Consider the following 20,622-nt stretch of genomic DNA (forward strand, 5'->3'; position numbering starts at 1 on the left):
TCGCTCGTGGCGCGGCCGGGCGGGTACCCGGCGCCGCGGCGGCCCAACCGGAGGACGCTCAGCCGGCACCCACCGGGATCTCGCTCCACACCTGCTTGCCCCCGCTGACCGGCAGCGTCCCCCAGGTCGCCGACATCGCCTCGACGAGGAGGATGCCGCGCCCGCCCGTGGCCTCCCAGCCGATGCTGGTCGGTTTGACGGGCGTGCGCGGCGAGGCGTCGGCGACCGCGACGCGCAGCCGGCCGCCGATCAGGGTGAGGTCGAGCCGCACCTTGCCGTCGGTGTGCACCAGCGCGTTGGTGACCAGCTCGGACACGATCAGCAGCACGCCGTCGATGTCGTCGTCCGGCACCTCCCAGGAGCGCAGGGTGCGCCGGGTGAAGCGGCGGGCGTGCCGCACGGCCTCGGGCAGCCGCCACACCGACCAGCTCTCCCGCAGCGGGCGCAGGGCCATGCCGTCGTAGCGCACCAGCAGCAGCGCGACGTCGTCGTTGCGGCGGGCGTTGCCGAGCAGGGCGTCGGCGACGAGTCCGAGGTGGGCGGGGGCGGAGACGGCCAGGGCGTGCGCGAACCGGTCCATGCCCTCGTCGATGTCGGACTCCGGCGTCTCCACGAGGCCGTCCGTGGTGAGGGCGATCAGCGTGCCGGGCCGCAGTCGTAGCGGGCTCATCGGGAAGTCGGCCTGCGTCACCACGCCGAGCGGGGGGCCTCCCTCCACCTCCGCGATCTCCGTGGAGCCGTCGGGGTGGCGCAGCACCGGCGGCAGGTGCCCGGCCCGCACGCACCAGGCGGAGCCCTCCTCCATGTCGAGGTCGACATAGACGCAGGTGGCGAAGAGGTCGGTCTCCATGCCCGTGAGCAGCCGGTTGGCGTGGGAGACCACCACGTCCGGCGGGTGGCCCTCGACGGCGTAGGCGCGCAGGGCGGTGCGCATCTGGCCCATGAGGGTGGCCGCGCCGGCGCTGTGACCCTGGACGTCGCCGATGACCAGGGCCACATGGTGGTCGGGCAGCGGGATCACGTCGTACCAGTCGCCGCCCAGCTCCAGGCCGGCCGTGCTGGGCAGGTAGCGGGCGACGGCGACCGCGCCGGGCAGCTTCGGCAGGCGGCGCGGCAGCAGCTGGCGCTGGAGCATGCCGACCAGCTCGTGCTCGGCGTCGAAGGCGTGGGCGCGCATCAGGGCCTGTCCGGCCAGGCCCGCGGAGGCGGTGAGCAGGGCGCGCTCGTCGGGGCCGAAGTCGTGCGGGGTGTCCCAGCCGATCAGGCAGGCGCCGGCCATGCGGCCGCCGGCGGGCAGCGGCAGCACGGCCAGGCCGCCGGGGCCGACGTCGGCGAGGGCCGGTTCCAGGTCGCCGGTGCCGGCGGGCCAGATCCGGGCGCGTCCCTCGCGCAGCGCGGCGGCGAGGGTGGGCATGGCCCGTACCGGTGCGTCCGGCCACTCGGTGCGCCACTCCAGGCGCCACAGCTCGGGCCAGGACTCGGGGTCGGGCGGGTCGAGGACGGTGACGACGAGCCGGTCGTTCTCCAGCTCGGCCAGCGCGATCCGGTCGGCCCTGAGCGGTCTGCGCAGGGCGGCGACGACGGCCTGGCTGACGTCGCGGACGGTCCCGGCGGTAGCGAGCGCGGCGGCGAGCCGCTGGACGCGGGCCACGTCGGTCACGTCGGGGCGCAGTGTGGAGGCGTCGGCGACGGTGCCGACCAGGAGGGTGGGCCTGCCGTCGCCGCCGGGCAGCAGGCGCCCGCTGAGCCGCAGCCACTTCGGCGGGCCGGTGGGTTGCAGCACCCGGAACTCCAGCTCGCGCTCGCCGATGGTCATGTGGTCGGACTCGGTCACCGACATCAGCGACGGCAGGTCCTCCGGCACGGTGAGGCCCAGCAGCGTCTCCACCTTGCCGTCGAACTCCTCGGGGGCGAGGCCGAACAGACGCAGGATGTCGTCACCGACCTCCGCACGGCCGGTGTCCATGGCCAGGGTGAAGGCGTCCGGCTGGAGCTCGCCGCCCTCGACCGGCCCCGCGGGGCCGGTGCTCCCGGCGGTCGAGGCGGTGCCGGCCGGGGCGGGGCAGGTCATCGCCTCGGCGATCGACTCCAGGCACGTGCGGCCGTCGGCGTCGAACCCGTCCGGGTGCTCGGTCAGGGCGAGGAGGCAGCCGCCGCCGTCCCCGCGTACGGGCAGGACGGCCAGCGAGAAGCCGCTGGACGGCACGTGCCGCGACTCCGCCGATCCGGCGAACTCCTCCGGCCCGATCCACACCGCCTCGCCAGCGCGGTGGGCGTCGGCTACCGGGGAGCCGCCCGACGCGGGATAGCTGTCGCGGACGCCGTACAGGGTGCGTGGTACTCCGGCCGACTCGACCAGGCAGAGCAGCTCGCGGTCGTCTCCGGGTGCGTAGAGCCCGGCGAAGGAGGCGCCGGCGAAGACCAGCGCCTGTTCGAGGATCGCGCGCAGCCGCTGCTCCGGCCACGGGCCGGCGGCGATCGCCTTCAGGGCGTCCTCGGCACGCAGCGTCCTCGGTCCGCGTTCCGCAGCGCCCTCTCTCACCACCTCGCCATTACAGCGCTTATGGGACATCTGCGCAGCCCCTGCGGACGGGTTCCGGTGATCAGGGGCGCAGCGGAGGCTCGCGGACGGATGCTTCGCGCCTGCGGGCGGGTACGCGTGAGGACCTGCCGGTGGGCCTGGGGGCGGCGTCCGAGCGCCCCGCGTGAGGGACATGCCCGGCTGTCTCAGGAGCGCGGCCCGTGGGCGGAGCGGCCCGGCCGAGCGGACCGGTGCCCGCGGCTCCTGTCGTACGGGTGCGCGAAGGCCGGGAGCCTGCCACCGGCCGCCGCCCGGCCCCGTCGAGGGTCGGTCGGCGGTCCATGGCGGGAGAACCGGGCGTCAGCCCATCACCCCGTCAGCCCCGAACCGTCCCCACCGCCGGCGGCCGCACCGTCACTCCTCCCACCCGCACCGGCGCCGTCGGCACCCGCGTCATCGGCATCACCCGCATCACCCGCACCGGCGGCCTCACCCCCGAGGGTGGCGCCGAACGCGTCCAGGGCCGTGGTCACCGGCTGGAAGAAGGTCTCGCCGCCGACCGTGCAGTCGCCGCTGCCGCCGGAGGTGAGGCCGATCGCGAGTCCGTCCCGGGTGAACAGGGAGCCGCCGCTGTCGCCCGGCTCGGCACAGACGTCGGTCTGTATGAGACCCGTGACCGTGCCCTCCGGGTAGTTGACGGTGGCGTCCAGGCCGAGGACCCGGCCGTCGGCGAGCCCGGTCGTGCTGCCCATGCGGAAGACCTCCTGACCGACCGTCGCCTCGGCGGCCCGGCTGATGGGCAGGGTCTGGTCCCCGAGGTCGACCTCGCTCGGTGCCTCGGTCGCCGGGTCGTCGTAGGTGACGAGCGCGAAGTCGCCCTCACCCGGGAAGACCGCCTGGTCGACGGTGGCGACCGGCTGCCCGCCCTGCGCGTCGGACCACTGGTCGGCCGCGACCCCGCAGTGACCGGCCGTCAGGAAGGCGGGCGAGCCGTCGCCCGCGGTGACGTTGAAGCCGAGTGAGCAGCGCGCGCCGCCGCCGAAGACGGCGTCGCCGCCCGAGGCGAAGGTCTTGAAGGTGCCGGCGGACTTCCTGACCGTCGCCCTGCCGGAGCCGAGGCCCTCGACGGTGGACTCCAGTCGGTCCCAGCGCTCGCCGGTGACGGTGCTGTCGGCGGTCACCAGGATCCTGTTGGTGCGCGGGTCGATCGCCCACGAGGTTCCCGGGATGCTCGCCTCGGACTTCAGGGTCTGCGCGCCGCTCCTCAGCTCCCCCATGGTGTTGTCGACCTCGCGGACCTCCGCGCCCGCCCTCTCGGCCTGGGCGAGGACCTCGTTGTCGTCGCCGGGGACGACGTTGACGACGAGTCGCCGGGCGCCGGAGTCGTAGTAGGAGCCCGCGAAGGTGTCGCCGAGCAGCCCCGCGAGGCGTGCGGCGAGGTCCGGCGCGTCCGCCGCCTTGAGCGTCCTGGGCGCGGCCGCGGCGTCGTCCGAGGAGCCTCCGTCCTGCGAGGCGTTGGCGTTCGGCAGCAGGATGGCGGCCGCGCCGAGCGCCACCACACCGCCCGCCGCCATGGCGGCCCTGCGCTTCGGGATTCGCTTGTGACTCAACCTGCTCGACCTCCTGGGACCGGGGTCCGTGCCCGCCGGTCCGGCAGTTGTGGGGGGCGCCCGGACGGGTGTGGGTACGCACGGGTCGGCCGGGGCGTTCAACCGGCCCGCCGAGCCGCACCGGATCGGCACCCTCCGCGTCCGCCCGGCGACACAGCGTGGTGGGCGCGGAGCGGAATGGCCGCTTCAGCGAATCTGCACATCGAATGCCCAACCCGGTCACTCTCGTTGGAGCATCTGCACAAGCCGGCGGGGGGCGGTACGCCTTTGGGGGCGGAGTGCCCCCATCACCTCCCCGGGGGCAAGGGATCGCACGAGCCGATGTCGCGCACGGTGTGAAGAAGTCGCCGCGAAGCCGTGCGCGCTCCTGCACGCTTGGGTGCTCCGGGGTCGCAAGTGCGCTGGTGGGAGCGGTGATTGATTGGAATCCCGGACCGGCCGCGTGCTTTGATCCATCGCACCGCGGGGGCCGCGGAGGGCTCGGGAAACGGGCGCCCGGCGCCCGCGGTCGCGGCCGTCATCTGTCCCCAGAGGGGGCCGCTCCCCCCTTGTGAAATGGCTATACGAAGGGAAGTTCCATCATGAACTCCACCCCCCAGGTTGAGACCGTCGAGATCTCCGACGCCGACCTCGACAACGTCTCCGGCGGTCTGAACGTGAACGCCGTCGGCACCGTCACCGGCCTGGTGGACGGCGTCGCCCCGGTCTCCGGCCTGCTCAACACGGCCGTCGGCACGATCGAGGGCGTCACCGGCCTGAACACGACCCCGGTCACCAACCTGGTCGCCGGTCTCTGATCGCGCCCTCGCGTCGCTGAGTCCCGGAGCCGTCCAGGCTCCGGGACTTTTCGGCCGTTCTCACACCTCGGCCGTTGTTGTACGTCGGCCGTTCTCGTACTTCGGCCGTTCTCCTCGAGCCCGGGATCCGTCAGCCGTGCAGTTCCGCCAACAGGCCCTCGCCAAACTCCAGTCACCGGAGGAGCTCGATCTCCCGGTGCGCTTCGCCCGTCCCCAGGGCTGGCTGGTGCTGTCCGTGACCGTGGTCGCGATGGCCGCCGCGTCCGTGTGGGCCGTGGGCGGCTCGGTGACCTCCACGGTCTCCGCCCCCGCCGTCCTCACCCACGGACAGGGCAGTTACCTCCTTCAAAGTCCCGTCTCGGGCCAGGTGACCGCGGTCCTGGCGCGCCCCGGGCAGCGGCTGGCCGCCGACGCCCCGGTGCTGAAGGTCCGTACCGCCGAGGGCGAGACGGTGGTCCGCTCGGTGGACGCCGGCCGGGTCAGCGCGCTCGCGGCCACCGTCGGGCAGATCATCAGTACCGGCGCGAACGTCGCCTCGGTCGAGAAGGTCGCCCACACCGACGACCCCCTCTACGCCACCGTGTACGTCCCCGCCGAGAAGGCCGCCGCCATCCCCGCGCACGCCTCGGTCGACCTGACCGTCCAGTCGGTGCCGACGCAGCAGTACGGCGTCCTGCACGGCGAGGTGAAGGCGGTCGACCGCTCGGCCCAGTCGGCGCAGACGATCGCCGCGTTCCTCGGGGACAGCCAGCTCGGCGAGCAGTTCACCGAGGACGGCAGGCCGGTGGCCGTGACGGTGGAGCTGGCGGTCTCGAAGTCCACGAAGAGCGGCTACGAGTGGTCCTCGGCCGACGGGCCGCCGTTCGAACTGACCTCCATGACCCTGGCCTCGGGCTCGATCCGGCTGGCCGACCAGCGTCCCGTCGATTGGCTGCTGCCGTGAGCACCGCACAGGAGACCCGGGGCAGACGCCGCGCCGCCCCGCCGAGGCGCAGCGTGCCGAAGGGCCGCGCGAAGACCGTCCGCACGCCGACCGTGCTCCAGATGGAGGCCGTGGAGTGCGGTGCGGCCTCCCTCGCGATGGTGCTGGGGCACTACGGCCGCCACGTCCCGCTGGAGGAGCTGCGGATCGCCTGCGGCGTCTCCCGTGACGGTTCGCGCGCCAGCAACCTGCTGAAGGCCGCCCGCAGTTACGGCTTCACCGCCAAGGGCATGCAGATGGACCTGGCCGCCCTCGCCGAGGTGACGGCACCGGCCATCCTCTTCTGGGAGTTCAACCACTACGTCGTCTACGACGGCATGGGCCGCCGGTTCGGACGGCGCGGGGTGTTCGTCAACGACCCCGGCAAGGGCCGTCGCTTCGTGTCCCTGGAGGAGTTCGACGGGTCCTTCACCGGGGTCGTGCTGACCATGGAGCCCGGCGAGGACTTCGCCCGGGGCGGCCGCAGGCCCGGTGTGCTCGGCGCGATGCCGGCCCGGCTGCGCGGCACCGCCGGCACCCTGCCCGCCGCCGTGCTGGCGAGCCTGCTCCTGGTGGCGGTCGGCGCGGCGGTGCCCGCGCTCAGCCGCACCTACATCGACATGTTCCTGATCGGGGGGCAGACCTCGCTGCTCGGCGTGCTGTTCGCGTCGATGGGCGCCTGTGTGCTGCTCACGGTGGTGCTGACCTGGCTCCAGCAGGCCAACCTGCTGCACGGCCGCATCATCTCCTCCACCCTCTCCAGTGCCCGCTTCCTGCGGCACCTGCTGCGGCTGCCGGTGACCTTCTTCTCCCAGCGCAGCCCCGCCGACCTGGTGCAGCGGCTCCAGTCCAACGACGCCGTCGCCGAGACACTGGCCCGCGACCTCGCCGCGGCGGGCGTGGACGCGATCGTGGTCGTCCTGTACGCCGTGCTGCTGTACACGTACGACCCGCAGCTCACCTTCGTCGGCATCGGCGTGGCGCTGCTCAACATCCTCGCGATGCGGGTCGTGATCCGGTTGCGGGCGACCCGTGCGGCGAAGCTGCGGGCGGACACGGCGCGGCTGACCAACACCGCGTACACCGGCCTCCAGCTGATCGAGACCGTGAAGGCGACCGGCGGTGAGGACGGATACTTCCGCAAGTGGGCCGGCCAGCACGCCACCACGCTGGAGGAGCAGCAGCGGCTCGGGGTGCCGAGTGCCTGGCTGGGTGTGGTCGCGCCGACGCTGGCGACGCTCAACAGCGCGCTGATCCTGTGGATCGGCGGCATGCGCGCGGTCGAGGGACACATCTCGGTCGGTCTGCTGGTCGCCTTCCAGGCGCTGGTGGTCCGCTTCACGGCCCCGCTGACCCGGCTGAACGGCGTCGCGGGCCGTATCCAGGACTTCGCGGCCGACGTGGCCCGGTTGAAGGACGTGGAGAACTTCCGGGCGGACCCCCTCTACGACCGGCCGGGAGGCGGCGACTCGGCCCGTCGGCTGCACGGCCACGTCGAGTTGCAGAACATCTCCTTCGGCTACAACCCGCTCGACAAGCCCCTGCTCACCGGGTTCGACCTGACCGTGGGGCCGGGGCAGCAGGTGGCCCTGGTCGGTGGTTCGGGCAGTGGCAAGTCGACGGTGTCGCGGCTGATCTCGGGCCTGTACGCGCCCTGGGACGGCGTGATCCGCATCGACGGGCAGCGGCTCGACGACATCCCTCGCGGGGCGCTGGCGTCCTCCGTCTCCTTCGTCGACCAGGACGTGTTCCTGTTCGAGGGCTCGGTGCGCGACAACGTGGCGCTGTGGGACCCGTCGATCCCCGACGACGCCGTGGTGGACGCCCTGAAGGACGCCGCGCTGTACGACGTGGTGATGCGCAGGCCGGGCGGCGTGCACAGCCCGGTCGAGCAGGACGGCCGCAACTTCTCCGGCGGGCAGCGCCAGCGCCTGGAGATCGCGCGGGCCCTGGTGCGGCGGCCCAGCATCCTCGTCCTGGACGAGGTGACCAGCGCGCTGGACGCGGAGACCGAGCTGGTGGTCATGGACAACCTGCGCCGGCGCGGCTGCGCCTGCGTGGTGATCGCGCACCGGCTCAGCACCGTGCGGGACAGCGACGAGATCGTCGTCCTGGAGCACGGCACGGTGGTGGAGCGCGGGCGGCACGAGGAACTGGTGGCGCGTGGTGGTGCCTACGCGGCGCTGGTCAGGGAGCGGTGAGATGACGACCGTGCAGGAGGGGCCGGGCGACCTGGTCCTGGGGGCGCTCGGCCCGCTGGGTACGCGGATCGACTGCGCCGGGTTCAACCGCCTCGACCTGGAGGGGCCGCAGGTGCTGTGGCTGGTGGCGTCCGGCGCGGTGGACCTGTTCGCGGTCGACGCGGGGGAACAGGGCCACTGGCACCACCTGGGGCGCCTGGAGGCGGGCTCGGTGCTGCTCGGACCGGTCGCCGGGCCGCGGCACACCCTGGTGGCGCGTCCGCTGCGGGACTGCGTGGTGCACCGCATCGCCCTGCGCGAGCTGTACCAGCCGGCGAGCACCCAGACCTGGTCGTACGACGCGTACGGCAACCCGCAGTACGTGCCGCCGACGACGAGCCCGCTGGAGTACGCCCTCGCCCTCGGCGTGGGCCGGGGCCTGACCGTCCTCTTCCAGGCGCCGATGGCCGGGGAGCGGCTCGGCGCGCCCACCGACGACGACGTGTTCTGGATGCAGGTGCCGCCGGGGAGCGTGCAGTACGGGGCGGTGTACGGCGAGGAGGCGGCCGCCGATCTGCTGATGGACCCGGCGCTGTGGCAGAGCATGGTCGACCAGCAGTACCGGCTGCTGACCACCCTGGACCGGTGGATCGAGCAGGTCGAGCGCACCCACGAGACGCGGACGGCGGCCGGAATCAAGGCCGGTGAGGCGGTGCGCGCGCAGGCCGACCGGACGTTGCTGGCCTCCATCGGCAGGCGCTCGGCGCGGCGCACCACCGGCGCGGACGCCGACGCCACGTACGCGGTCTGCGAGCTGGTCGCCCGCGCCGCCGGGATCCCGCTCGCCGAACCGGCCCCGGGCGGCACGGAGAGCGACCGGCTCGATCCGGTGGAGCGGATCGCGCTCGCCTCGCGGGTGCGGACCAGGTCGGTGCGGCTGGCGGACCGCTGGTGGCGGGAGGACGTGGGGCCGCTGGTCGGGTACCGGACCCTGTCGGGGGCGCCGGTGGCGCTGCTGTGGCGGCGCGGTGGCTATGTGGCCGTACATCCGGCGACCGGTCGTGAGACGCCGGTGGAGAAGGCGAACGCCGGGGAGTTCGAGCCGCGCGGCGTGATGTTCTACCGGCCGTTGCCGGAGCGCGGGCTGAGTCCGCTGCGGCTGCTGCGGTTCTGCCTGGCGGGCACCCGCGGTGATCTGACCGGTCTGCTGCTTGCCGGGCTGGTGACGGTGGCGCTCGGCGCGCTGGTGCCGATCGCGACGGGCCGGGTGCTCGGCGAGTTCGTGCCGAAGGCGCAGACCGGGCTGATCGTGCAGGTGTGTCTCGCGGTGATGCTGAGCAGTGTCGTCGCGGCGGCGTTCATGCTGGTGCAGAACCTGACCATCCTGCGGCTGGAGGGCCGGATCGAGGCGACCCTCCAGCCCGCCGTGTGGGACCGGCTGCTGCGGCTGCCGACGACGTTCTTCACCGAGCGTTCCACCGGCGAGCTGGCGAGCGCGGCCATGGGCATCAGCGCGATCCGCAGACTGCTCGCGGGGGTCGGACCCACGGTGGCCCAGTCGGTGACCGTCGGCGCGGTGAACCTGGGTCTGCTGCTCTGGTACAGCGTGCCGATGGCGCTGGCGGCGATCGGCATGCTGGTGGTCGTGGCCGGGGTCTTCCTCGGTCTCGGACTGTGGCAGGTGCGCTGGCAGCGCCGGCTGGTGAAGCTCACCAACAAGCTGAACAACCAGGCGTTCCAGACGCTGCGCGGGCTGCCCAAGCTGCGGGTGGCGGCGGCCGAGAACTACGCCTACGCGGCGTGGGCGCAGCGGTTCGCCCACAGCCGGGAGCTGCAGCAGCGGGCGGGGCGGATCAAGAACCTGAACGCGGTGCTCGGGGCGGTGTACCTGCCGTTGTGCACGCTGCTGATGTTCATGCTGCTCGCCGGGCCGGCGCGGGGTTCGATGTCCGCGGCGGAATTCCTCACCTTCAACGCCTCGGTGACGATGCTGCTGACCTCGGTCACCCAGCTGACCGGCGCGTTCGTGTCGGGGGTGGCGGCGCTGCCGCTGTTCGAGGAGATCCGGCCGGTGCTGGACGCGGCGCCCGAGGTGCGCACGGCGAGCACCCGGCCGGGGCCGCTGTCGGGGGCGATCGAGGCGCGCCGGCTGTCCTTCCGGTACACCGCCGACGGGCCGCTGGTCCTGGACGACGTGTCCTTCGAGGTGCGGCCCGGTGAGTTCGTGGCGGTCGTCGGCCCCAGCGGCTGCGGCAAGTCGACACTGCTGAGGCTGCTGATCGGCTTCGACCGGCCGCTGTCGGGCAGCGTCCTGTACGACGGTCAGGACCTGGCCGCGCTGGACCGGTCGGCGGTGCGCAGGCAGTGCGGGGTGGTGCTCCAGCACGCGCAGCCGTTCACCGGCTCGATCCTGGACGTCATCTGCGGCACCGAGCCGTACACGCCCGAGGAGGCGATGGCCGCGGCCGAGATGGCGGGGCTGGCGCAGGACATCAAGCGGATGCCGATGGGCCTGCACACCATCGTCTCGGGCAGCGGCGCGGTCTCCGGGGGCCAGCGGCAGCGGCTGATGATCGCGCAGGCGCTGATCCGCCGGCCGCGCATCCTGTTCTTCGACGAGGCCACCAGTGCCCTGGACAACGAGACGCAGCGCACGGTGATCGAGTCCACCAAGGCGCTCAACGCCACCCGTGTCGTGATCGCGCACCGCCTGTCCACGGTCCTGGACGCCGACCGCGTGATCGTGATGGAGGACGGCAGGGTCGCCCAGCAGGGCCCGCCGGCCGAGCTGCTCGCCGACGCGGGCGGCCGGCTGCGCGAGCTGGTGCGGCGGCAACTGGCCTGAGTGGCGCTCGAATGGGTACCTGTTGCCCTCATGCGGATCAGCGTGGTGGATGTGGGGTCGAACACGGTCCGGCTCATGGTGGCGGACGCCGAGGGCGGAGTGCCGCTGCCGGTGCACACCGCGAAGTGGCGGCTGCGGCTGTCGGAGCAGGTCAGGCCGGGTGGACCGGTCCCGGAGGAGGCCGTGGAGCGGCTCGTCGAGGCGGTCGCCGACGCGAACGTGACCGCGGACCGCTGGGGCGCGTCGGGGCCGCTGGCCTTCGCGACCGCCGTGGTGCGCGCCGCGCCGAACCGGCGTGAGGTCCTGCGCACCGTCCACGCCCGCACCGGAGTGCCGCTGTGCACCCTGCCGGGCGAGGTGGAGGCGGAGCTGACGTTCCTCGGGGCGCGGCGCTGGATGGGCTGGCGGTCCGGGCCGCTCGCCCTGCTGGACATCGGCGGCGGGTCGCTGGAGGTCGCGTTCGGGCGGGGCCGGCTGCCCGGCTTCGTGGCCTCGCTGCCGCTGGGCGCGGCCCGGCTCACCCACGAGTTCCTGGCGGGCGGCCAGGCCCCGGCCTCTGGGGACGAGGTCAGGGCGTTGCGCCGCAGGGTCCGCCACGAGCTGCGGGACGTCGCCGCGCGGATCCGCTGGGAGGGGCCGCGGACCGCCGTGGCCACCTCGCGGACCTTCCAGCAGCTCGGGCGGCTGTGCGGGGCGCCGCCGGGCCGGCACGGGCCCTTCATGGAGCGGCGGATGCTCTGCTCGGACCTCGGGGAGGCGGTGGGCCGGCTGGCCGCGCTGTCCGCCGCCGAGCGGGCCCGGCTGCCGGGCATCTCGGCACCGCGCGCGGCACAGAGTCTGGCCGGTGCCGTGGTGGGGCACACCGCGATGAAGCTGATCGGTATCGAGTCGGTGGCGCTGTGCCCCTGGGCGATCCGTGAGGGCGTCCTGCTGCGCCACATCGAGGACGGCCCGTCCTGGTGGGCCGAGGTCGTCCGCCGCAGCGACGAGGCCGCTCCCCCGCCGCCGGTGCCCCTGCGTCTGGCGTCCGCGTCGCACTCAACGCCCCCCGAACGAGCCGTATGAGGAGAAGGAGGACCCTATGTCCCAGCACGGCGAGCACGACCGCGAGCAGCCCGAGACCGCGGTGGAGGAGGTGCTGCGCGAGATCGAGGAGGCCAGGCCCCGCGACGCGGAGTCCGACCGGGGCGGGCGCCGGGGCGAGGCGGGCGACGCCACCTCGCCGAACACCGGTGCCCAGGAGGACGCCGAGGGCGAGTGACGTACCGCTCCGCGCGGCCGGGGGTGCCGCGGCGGTGTCCGGGTACTCGCGGCCCATGGAGTACGACCGCGAAGGACCACAGGTGCCGACGGCCCGGGGACCGCTCTCCGAGGCCGTCGGCGCACATCTGCTCGGCACGGGCCCACTGCCCTCCCCCGAGGCCGTCGCCGCCGCGCCCGTGTACGGCGACGACCTCCAGCTCGCCCTGTACCAGTGCTACGAGCTGCACTACCGGGGCTTCGCGGGGGTCCGCCCCGACCTGGAGTGGGACCCCGGGCTGCTGGGCGTGCGGGCCGGACTGGAGCGGCGCTTCCTGTCCGCCCTGCGGGCCGACACCCCGGTCCACGACAGTGTGGCGGACGCGGTCGGGGCGCTGCTCGTCGAGCCCGTCCACGGCGAGGGGGTCAGCCACTTCCTGCGGGACGAGGGCGAGTGGTGGCAGCTGCGCGAGTACGCGGCGCAGCGCTCGCTGTACCACCTCAAGGAGGCCGATCCGCACGCCTGGGTGCTGCCGCGGCTGTGGGGCCGCGCGAAGGCGGCGATGGCGGCGGTGGAGTTCGACGAGTACGGCGGTGGCCGCGCCGACCGGGTGCACGCCCGCCTGTTCGCCGACCTGATGACGGACCTGGACCTGGACGCGGCGTACGGGGCCCATCTGGACGCGGCCTCGGCCGAGTGCCTGGCCACGGTGAACATGATGTCCCTGTTCGGTCTGCACCGGTCGCTGCGCGGCGCGCTGGTGGGGCACTTCGCGGCGGTGGAGATCACCTCGTCGCCCGGGTCCCGGCGGCTCGCCGAGGCGATGCGCCGCACCGGTGCCGGTCCGGCCGCCGAGCACTTCTACGACGAGCACGTCGAGGCCGACGCGGTGCACGAGCAGATCGTGCGGCACGAGGTGATCGACGGCCTGCTGGAGCAGGAACCGCATCTCGCGGCGGACGTCGTCTTCGGCATCGACGCCACCGGGTACCTCGAAGAGCGCCTGGGCACCCGGCTGCTCGCCGACTGGCGCGCGGGCCGGTCGTCCCTGCGTACGCCGCTGCCCGCCACGCACCGTGTTCGCGAGGAAATCCCTCATACTTCGTGACGGCCGGGGTACGTGGGATCCGTGAATTTCATGGTGCTACCGGGCGTCTACGCCCCTCAGGAGGACACCGCCCTGCTGGCCGGGGCGCTGTCCGACGAGTCGCTGCGACCGGGCGCGGCCGTGCTCGACGTGGGGACCGGCACGGGTGCCCTCGCCCTGGCGGCGGCACGGCGGGGCGGGCGGGTCACCGCGGTGGACGTGTCGTGGCGCGCGGTGTGCGCCGCCCGGCTCAACGCGGCCCGGGCCGGGCTGCGGATCCGCGTCCGGCACGGCAACCTCTTCACGCCGGTAGGCGGGGAGACGTTCGACCTGGTGCTGGCCAATCCTCCGTATGTGCCGGCGCCCTACTCCGGCCGCCGGACGCGTGGTTCCGCGCGGGCCTGGGACGCGGGCAGCGACGGTCGCATGGTCCTGGACCGGATCTGTCTGGAGGTGCCCCGGCTGCTGCGTCCCGGCGGGGTACTGCTGCTCGTGCAGTCGGCCCTCAGCGATCCGGCGAGGACCGAGGCGCTGCTGCGCGAGGCGGGCCTGAAGGCTTCGGTGATCCGGCGGCGGCGGATCGCGTTCGGGCCCGTGCTGCGCGGCCGGGAGCGCTGGCTGCGGCAGCGCGGGCTGCTGTCCCTGACCGACCGCGAGGAGGAGTTGGTGGTCGTCCGTGCCGAACTCCCCGTCTGAGACCCCGCGCCCGCCGGACGCCCCGCGCCGGATCAAGGTCCAGCGCCGGGGGCCGCTGCTGGTGGAAGGACCGGTGGAGGTGGAGCTGGAGGACGGGACGACGGTGTCCTCCGACCGCTTCCGGGTGGCGCTGTGCACGTGCCGGCGCAGCCGGCGCTACCCCTGGTGCGACACCAGCCACCGCGCCCGGTCGTCCGGCCCCGGTGACGGTCCGGCCGCGGAGAACTGAGCCTCGGCCGGGCCCGTGGTCCGGTGCGGGAGGGCGGCGGACGGCCCCACTCCGTCCGCCGCCCCCGGTGCGGGCCCGCGGGTCCTGTACGGCGGCGCTCGCACTCCCCAGTGGCGAGGCGCCGGCAATGCCGCACGGTCCCGGCGGTCCCGGTCCCTCAGAACGTGAAGACGCTCGCGCTGCCCGCGTTCTTCACGCACTCGTTGGCGAAGGTCCGTTCGTAGGAGAGGCGCCGGCCCTGCCAGACCCCGTCGACGGTGACGACCACGGGGGCGTACTCCCGGGTGCACACCACCGTGTCCTCGGCGGCCAGGGCGCCGGGGTCGCCGTGGGCGGCGCGCAGTTCGGCGCAGGCCGCGTCGGCTGCCGGGTGGGTGCCGGAGGCCGTCGGGGCGCAGGTCAGGGTGACCGCGCGCAGGGGTGCGGCGGTGGCAGCGCTCTCTCCATGCTCCACGCTCAGCACCAGGGCCGAGGGGGCGTACAGCGACGCGGGGGCGGTGGCCGGGGAGGCCAGGGAGGCCCCGGCGAGGGGCCCGCAGACGGTGGTGGCCGTCAGACCCCAAGTCGCTGCCCAGCGCGCGGTGTTCCGCATGGTGTGCATCCTTCCGCTCGTTTCGAGGGTGGTGCCGGCCCGGCCCGGTCGGGGCCTAAACAGCGAGCGCGAGTCTGCCGAGTCCGGCACCGAAACTCATCTCGACCCCACGGGTTTCGGTAACCTTGCGTATTGAATCAGTGGCGTGAAGTCACGAACTTAGAACGTTCCAAGTCCGGAACTGGGCGTTTCTTGATCGATTATTGAGACCGGAACTGGCCGAATGGCGTGATCCACCCCTTCGCCAATAGGCCTGAAACACTCCTGGAACAGGCCCGTCGACCCTGAGGGCAGCCCCTGGCATACCCGCGGGTATGGTGCCGGCAGCGCGAGCTCGACGACGAGAGGCGGACGTGGGATGCCGAAGCACTGGGCGGACTTCCAGTACGAGATCTACCTGAACGGCATGACGGGCGCGGTGCCCCGGCTGCCCACCGACCTGACCCGGCTGGAGGAGCTCACCGAGCGGCGCCTGGGCCCCGGTCCCTTCGGGTACGTCGCGGGCAGCGCGGGCGACGGAAGCACCGCCCGCGCCAACCGGACGGCGCTGGCCAGGCGCCGGATCGTCCCGCGCATGCTGCGCGACGTGCAGGAGCGCGACCTGCGCGCCGAGGTGCTGGGCCGTGGCCTGCCCGCCCCGCTGGCGCTCGCCCCGGTCGGCGTCCTGTCGATCATGCATCCGGACGCGGAACCGGCCGCCGCCCGGGCCGCCGCCGCCCACGGCGTGCCGTACATCCTCTCCTCCGCCTCCAGCACGCCCATGGAGCAGGTCGCCGAGGCGATGGGCGACGCCGAGCGCTGGTTCCAGCTGTACTGGCCGAGGGACCGCGAGGTGGCGCGCAGTTTCCTGGAGCGCGCCGGGGCGGCCGGATACACGGCGCTGTTCGTCACCCTGGACACGCCGCTGCTGTCCTGGCGCCCGCGCGACCTCGACCAGGCGTACCTGCCGTTCCTGCACGGGGTGGGCACCGCCAACTACTTCTCGGACCCGGCCTTCCGGGCCGGTCTGGCCAAGCCGGTGCACGAGGACCCGAACGCGGCGGTGATGCATTTCGTCGGCATGTTCTCCGACCCCGCCAAGTCCTGGCCCGACCTGGCGTTCCTGCGGGAGAACTGGGACGGTCCGATCGTCCTCAAGGGCGTGCTGCACCCGGACGACGCCCGCCTCGCCGCCGACGCCGGGATGGACGGCGTGGTCGTCTCCAACCACGGCGGCCGTCAGGTGGCCGGTTCCGTCGCGGCGGCCGACGCCCTGCCGCGCGTGGTGGAGGCGGTCGGCGACCGGCTCACCGTGCTGTTCGACAGCGGCGTCCGCACCGGCGACGACGTCTTCAAGGCGCTCGCGCTCGGGGCGCGCGCGGTGCTCCTGGGCCGTCCCTACGTCTATGGTCTCGGCCTGGACGGCCAGGCGGGCGTCGAGCACGTGATCCGCTGCCTGCTCGCCGAACTGGACCTCACCCTGGCCCTGTCGGGACACGCCTCACCGGCCACGCCGGGCCCCGCCGACCTGGTCGAGGACCCGCGGTGAACCCGCAGTGAGGGGACGGCGGCACCGTCCCCGCGCGAGGTGTGGGGCCCGTCAGTCGCCGGGCAGCTCCACGGCCCGGGCGTCCGGTGCGCCGGTGCGGGCGATGGACAGCGAGCCGTCCGCCGTCGGCACCGGTTCGGTGCGCCAGCGCTGGTCGTCGGAGCCGTCGTGCACCTTGACGACGATGTCGGCGTCGGGAGCACGGGTGGTGGCGGCGAGCGCGAGCAGTTTCTGCCCGCGCGGCACCAACTCGCCCCGAGCGCCGAGGTCGTAGCGCACGTCGTCGCCCCGCCCGGTGCCCTCGTCGGCGCAGGTGCCGAGGATGACGACACCGACGTCCGCCCGCGCGTCCAGACACAGCCCCGGGTCGGCGACGCTGCGCAGCAGCCCGTCGTCCTCGTGGGTCCACTGCTGGGTCCACGCCTCGGAGCACTCGGCCAGCCGGGCGCCCGCCCCGGCCTTCGGCTCGCCCCGGACGTCGAGGCAGAGGTTCGCGGCGACGTTGCGCAGCCGGGTGTGGTCCGCCGCGGGGGGCATCCCGGCCGCGTCGGGCGGTCGGGGACGGCTCGTGGCGGACGTCTCGCCGTGGTCCTTGTCCACGGCGCTGGTGGAGGCGGCCGGATCGGCGCCGCCGCCGTCGTAGGACCACACGCTCACCACGAGCACGACGGCCAGCACCCCGGCGGAGGCGGCGCCGAGCTGCCGGAGCGCCGACCGGCCCGAACGCGGACGGCCGGGCATCCTGCGTACGGGCACCGGGATCCGGGCCAGCAGCCCGGGACGCCCGCCGCGGTGCCGGGCGCTGCCCTTGGCCAGGGCGCCCAGCGTCGCCCGCGCCGGACGGGAGTCGAGATAGCGCCGGGCGCCCCAGCCGAGCACGGCCTCGGCGATCAGGGTGCCCAGCTCACGCTCGAAATGGCCGAGTTGGTCGGCGGCGTGCCGGCAGTGACGGCAGTCCGCGAGATGTCTGCGGACATCCGGCAGCAGGGCGCCGCCGCGGCGAATCGGGACGTCGAGCAGCCGGCCCTGGAAGCGGCACTCCTGGCTCGGTGCGAGCTGCCGATGGGCGTGCAGACAAGCCTCGCGGAATTTCTCACGCGCTTGTTCGAGAGTGGCCGACGCGGTGTCGATGTCCATGCCCAGCAGACCGGCCGGGACACTTATGGACTCGCCTTCGACCTCCGTGTGCCACAGCAAACAACGGGCGGGTCCGGGAAGAGAGGCGAATGCCCGGGCGGCCAGCGTGCGGTTTTCCGGAGTCAGGGACTTCGCCGCCCGCATGCCCCGTCCGCCGGCGGGTTTGAGCAACTGCGGCAGGACACCGGACATCTCGTCGTCGGCGGACCACTGGCGGACCGTGTCGCGCACGGCCACCAGCAGCCGCGGGCGCAGCGCCGTGGCCGGTTCGCCCTCGGCGAGGCGGGCCAGCACCCGGTGCCAGGCCGCGGCGGTGACCATGGCGGTGACCTGGGCCGAGGTGGCGAGGCAGATGGTCGCGTAGTCGTGCGCGGGCTGCCAGTGGCGGGCCATCAGCAGCCCGGCGATCCGGGCGGTCTCGGTCTCCGGGCCGTCCCGGAGCCGCGCGGCCAGCAACTCGTCGGACTCCCCCGGGTCCCCGCCCGAGGGCGGGTGGGCGGGCCGAGGGGGGTGGGGGGTGGGCACTGAGATGTTTCCTTCCCGCGCACAGGTGAATCAGAAGTTCCGAATCGCCGGAAAGGACCCACGGATAGGTGTGTACCTCTGGGGCGAAGCGCGGGAGGCGTGAATTCGCCATGGCGAAATCGGACCTGATCCGTCAAAGCGCGTGCGAGACCCGGCCTTTACCCCCCGCACGGGTGCTTCACTCTCGCACAACCCCCTCATGGTCAACAAGGCGACCGGACAACATCGGCCGCCTTTGAAAGAAGGTCAGAATCCCCGGCATGCCGAGAGGGCCGCACCGCTTTCCGCTTTCCCCGCGGAAGCGGCGCGGCCCTCAAGGGGGGCCGGGTCGGCCGGTCAGCCCTGGTCCGCCACGAAGGAGGCCATCCGGGCCAGCGCGGCGTTCCAGTTGATGGTGTGCTCGTTGGTCGACCAGGACTGGATGTCGTCGATGAAGCAGAACTGCCCGACGCAGCCCTGGAGTTTGCTCTGCGCGTAGGGGTCCTGGATGCTCGAGTTCGGACCGCCGGACAGGGTGCCGTCGGGAGGTGCGGGCAGGGCCGGGTCGAGCTGGTGGGCGTACCAGCGGCTGTGCTGGTTGTGGGCGTTGACCTCGCCGTACCCGGTGACGTACGACATGTTGAGCGCGTTGCGGCCGAGGATGTAGTCCATGCTCTGCACGGCGCCGTCACGGTAGGCGGAGCCGCCGGTGATGTCGTAGGCGGTGGCGAGGACGACCGCGTTGTTCAGGATCTGGTCGCTGGAGCCCCAGTCGTACACGTTGCCCTCGGGGGCGTAGGGCATGCCGTACGGGTGGGCCTTCAGCGTGGCCAGGTAGCCGTCGGCGCCGCGCACGACGGAGCGGCGCACCCGGTCCCGGCCGGGGAGCCGGCTGGGGACGGTCGCCAGGTCGAGCCGGGCGGCGGCCGCGGTGCGTGCCCAGTCGAAGCCGATCGGGCCGAAGATGTCGGCGGTGTGCACCGGGGAGTTCAGCACGTACTCCTTGAAGTCCCGCTCCCCCGTGGTCAGGTACAGCTCGGCCGCGGCCCAGTAGAACTCGTCGGCGACCTCGGCGTCGGGGTAGGCGCCGCCGCCGATGCCGTCGCTCTCGTCGGCGAGCAGGTCCGGGTGGGCGAGCGCCGCGGCCCAGGCGGTGCGGGCGGCGTCGAGCGCCTTCGCGGCGAAGTCCCGGTCGTAGGGACGGTACAGACGGGCGGCCTGCGCGGCCGTCGCCGCCAGGTTCAGGGTCGCCGCGGTGGTCGGCGGGTGCAGCTCGCGCTTCTGCGGGTCGTCGCTCGGCAGCAGCGGCAGCCCGGTCCACTGCTCGTCGTGGATCTTGTGGTGGGCCATCCCGGCCAGCGGCTGCCCGTCCGGCACCTGCATCCTCAGCAGGAACTCCAGCTCCCAGCGGGCCTCGTCGAGGATGTCCGGCACCTTGTTGCCGCTCTCGGGGATGTCGAGCGAGCCGTCACCGAGCTTCGAGGGCTCCCCGGTGCGGGCGTGCAGCGAGCGCTCGTAGGTGCTGAGCAGCTCCCAGGTGGAGATGCCACCGTTGACGACGTACTTGCCGTGGTCGCCGGCGTCGTACCAGCCGCCGGAGACGTCGAGGGTGTAGTCGCACACGCCGGGTCGGCAGGGCACCTCGGTGTCGCCCTGGTTGGGCGCCGTGCCCACGTGTCCGGCGGGACGTCCGTAGCCGGGGCGGAGGCCGTCGCTGATCGCGGTGCCGCTGCGCTGGGTGTAGTAGTACTTCGCCGAGTCCAGGCGCAGCCGCTCGTAGGCGGCCGTGCCGATGTCGAAGGGGCGGCTGGTCTCGCCGTCGGCGACCAGGGTGTAGCCCTCGCCGCGCTTCGTGTAGCGGCCGAAGTCGATCGAGTGCACGTTCTGCCCGGAGGAGGCGTCGACGCCGCGGGGCTTGCTCCAGCCGTGGGCGACGACCCGTCCGGCGTCGTTCCTCAGCTGCCAGGGCAGTCGGGAGGTCGCGTCGGTGACGAGTGTGGCGTTCTTGGGTCCCGAGGGCAGGTAGGCGACCTGGTTGACCCGCACCCGCGGCCCGGTGTCGGGGACGTACGGCTCCGGTGCCACGCCGCCCAGCAGGGACACGTCGTCCACGCAGAACCGCCAGGCCTCGGGCGTGCCGCCGAGCTGGAACCCCACCTGACCCTGGGTGGTGTCGACGGGCGAGGTGAAGGTGTACGAGTAGGTGTTGCCGGAGACGCTCAGCTGCGGGCTGACCTCGAAGTAGGTGTCGTACGGGGACACCGACAGGCCGACGATCGCCCGGACCACGTGGTCGGCGGGCGCACCGGTGGCGGTGAAGGAGAACTTGTACGACTCCCCCGCGACCAGGGTGACGTCGTTCTGGCCGACGGCGGCGTCCCAGCGGTTGGTGGTGCCGCCGGGGGCGTCGGCGCACAGCCGGCCGTCGGTCACGGCGGCGGTGACGTTGCTGCTCGTCCACCAGGAGTCGGTGCCGTTGTCGAAGGTGCCGTTCCTGACCTGCTCGGTCTCCTCGGCACCGGCCGGGGCGGCGGGCAGCGCGGTGACGGCCGCCGCCAGCAGGGCCGTCAGGGAGACGAGCGCGGTTCTGCGTCTTTTCACGTCCGGGCTCCTCGAGGGAGGTGGCGCTCGCCGGGGAATGGGAGCGCTCCCAAATGCGGTCGCAGGCCATGCTTGTGGCAGACATGACATGCCG

Annotated in this window: 15 protein-coding genes; 10 read left to right on the forward strand and 5 right to left on the reverse strand. The window is 73.5% G+C overall.

Annotated features, from left to right (window positions below; translation table 11 throughout):
- Nucleotides 1–58: 58 nt before the first annotated feature.
- Nucleotides 59–2,572 (reverse strand): SpoIIE family protein phosphatase, encoded by a 2,514-nt coding sequence (locus IE94_RS0118525; protein ID WP_030185503.1) that lies wholly within the window; start codon nucleotides 2,570–2,572, stop codon nucleotides 59–61.
- A gap of 317 nt (nucleotides 2,573–2,889) precedes the next feature.
- Nucleotides 2,890–4,131, reverse strand: coding sequence for a S1 family peptidase (locus IE94_RS0118530; protein WP_030185505.1), 1,242 nt, complete (start codon nucleotides 4,129–4,131; stop codon nucleotides 2,890–2,892).
- A 581-nt stretch (nucleotides 4,132–4,712) separates the two neighbouring features.
- On the opposite strand from IE94_RS0118530, the gene IE94_RS0118535 reads away from it, so the two are divergent.
- The 9 genes from IE94_RS0118535 to IE94_RS0118575 all read left to right on the forward strand — a co-directional run bounded on the left by IE94_RS0118535 (nucleotide 4,713) and on the right by IE94_RS0118575 (nucleotide 14,166).
- Nucleotides 4,713–4,928, forward strand: a complete 216-nt coding sequence (locus IE94_RS0118535; protein WP_030185506.1) for a hypothetical protein — start codon at nucleotides 4,713–4,715, stop codon at nucleotides 4,926–4,928.
- Nucleotides 4,929–5,064: 136 nt separating this feature from the next.
- Nucleotides 5,065–5,871 carry an HlyD family efflux transporter periplasmic adaptor subunit gene (locus IE94_RS0118540; protein WP_030185515.1) on the forward strand — a complete coding sequence of 269 codons (807 nt, stop codon included), beginning with the start codon at nucleotides 5,065–5,067 and terminating at the stop codon, nucleotides 5,869–5,871.
- Nucleotides 5,868–8,090, forward strand: coding sequence for an NHLP family bacteriocin export ABC transporter peptidase/permease/ATPase subunit (locus IE94_RS0118545; RefSeq protein ID WP_030185518.1), 2,223 nt, complete (start codon nucleotides 5,868–5,870; stop codon nucleotides 8,088–8,090). Before IE94_RS0118540 ends, IE94_RS0118545 begins: the two co-directional genes overlap by 4 nt.
- 1 nt (nucleotide 8,091) lies before the next feature.
- Nucleotides 8,092–10,914, forward strand: a complete 2,823-nt coding sequence (locus IE94_RS0118550; RefSeq protein ID WP_030185519.1) for an NHLP bacteriocin export ABC transporter permease/ATPase subunit — start codon at nucleotides 8,092–8,094, stop codon at nucleotides 10,912–10,914.
- 30 nt (nucleotides 10,915–10,944) lie between these two features.
- Nucleotides 10,945–11,979, forward strand: coding sequence for a Ppx/GppA family phosphatase (locus IE94_RS0118555; RefSeq protein ID WP_030185521.1), 1,035 nt, complete (start codon nucleotides 10,945–10,947; stop codon nucleotides 11,977–11,979).
- A gap of 16 nt (nucleotides 11,980–11,995) precedes the next feature.
- A complete protein-coding gene (locus IE94_RS0118560; RefSeq protein WP_030185523.1) occupies nucleotides 11,996–12,175 on the forward strand; it encodes a hypothetical protein in 180 nt (59 codons plus the stop codon).
- Nucleotides 12,176–12,230: 55 nt separating this feature from the next.
- Complete coding sequence (locus IE94_RS0118565) at nucleotides 12,231–13,262, forward strand: iron-containing redox enzyme family protein (RefSeq protein WP_030185524.1); 1,032 nt, start codon at nucleotides 12,231–12,233, stop codon at nucleotides 13,260–13,262.
- A 30-nt stretch (nucleotides 13,263–13,292) separates the two neighbouring features.
- Nucleotides 13,293–13,937, forward strand: a complete 645-nt coding sequence (locus tag IE94_RS0118570; RefSeq protein WP_030185525.1) for a HemK2/MTQ2 family protein methyltransferase — start codon at nucleotides 13,293–13,295, stop codon at nucleotides 13,935–13,937.
- Nucleotides 13,918–14,166, forward strand: a complete 249-nt coding sequence (locus IE94_RS0118575; RefSeq protein WP_030185528.1) for a CDGSH iron-sulfur domain-containing protein — start codon at nucleotides 13,918–13,920, stop codon at nucleotides 14,164–14,166. Before IE94_RS0118570 ends, IE94_RS0118575 begins: the two co-directional genes overlap by 20 nt.
- Nucleotides 14,167–14,323: 157 nt before the next feature.
- Here IE94_RS0118575 and IE94_RS0118580 read toward each other — a convergent pair whose 3' ends face one another.
- A complete protein-coding gene (locus IE94_RS0118580; RefSeq protein WP_030185529.1) occupies nucleotides 14,324–14,758 on the reverse strand; it encodes a protease inhibitor in 435 nt (144 codons plus the stop codon).
- Between the two features lie 358 nt (nucleotides 14,759–15,116).
- On the opposite strand from IE94_RS0118580, the gene IE94_RS0118585 reads away from it, so the two are divergent.
- Nucleotides 15,117–16,286, forward strand: a complete 1,170-nt coding sequence (locus IE94_RS0118585) for a lactate 2-monooxygenase (protein ID WP_030185531.1) — start codon at nucleotides 15,117–15,119, stop codon at nucleotides 16,284–16,286.
- A gap of 51 nt (nucleotides 16,287–16,337) precedes the next feature.
- On the opposite strand, the gene IE94_RS0118590 is transcribed toward IE94_RS0118585, so the two are convergent.
- Complete coding sequence (locus tag IE94_RS0118590; protein ID WP_030185533.1) at nucleotides 16,338–17,948, reverse strand: RICIN domain-containing protein; 1,611 nt, start codon at nucleotides 17,946–17,948, stop codon at nucleotides 16,338–16,340.
- A 336-nt stretch (nucleotides 17,949–18,284) separates the two neighbouring features.
- Nucleotides 18,285–20,528: a cellulase gene (locus IE94_RS0118595; RefSeq protein ID WP_030185537.1), complete on the reverse strand. Its 2,244-nt coding sequence runs from the start codon at nucleotides 20,526–20,528 to the stop codon at nucleotides 18,285–18,287.
- Between the last annotated feature and the right edge of the window lie 94 nt (nucleotides 20,529–20,622).

The organism is Streptomyces violaceorubidus (genome assembly GCF_000717995.1).
Classification (GTDB): Bacteria; Actinomycetota; Actinomycetes; order Streptomycetales; family Streptomycetaceae; genus Streptomyces; species Streptomyces violaceorubidus.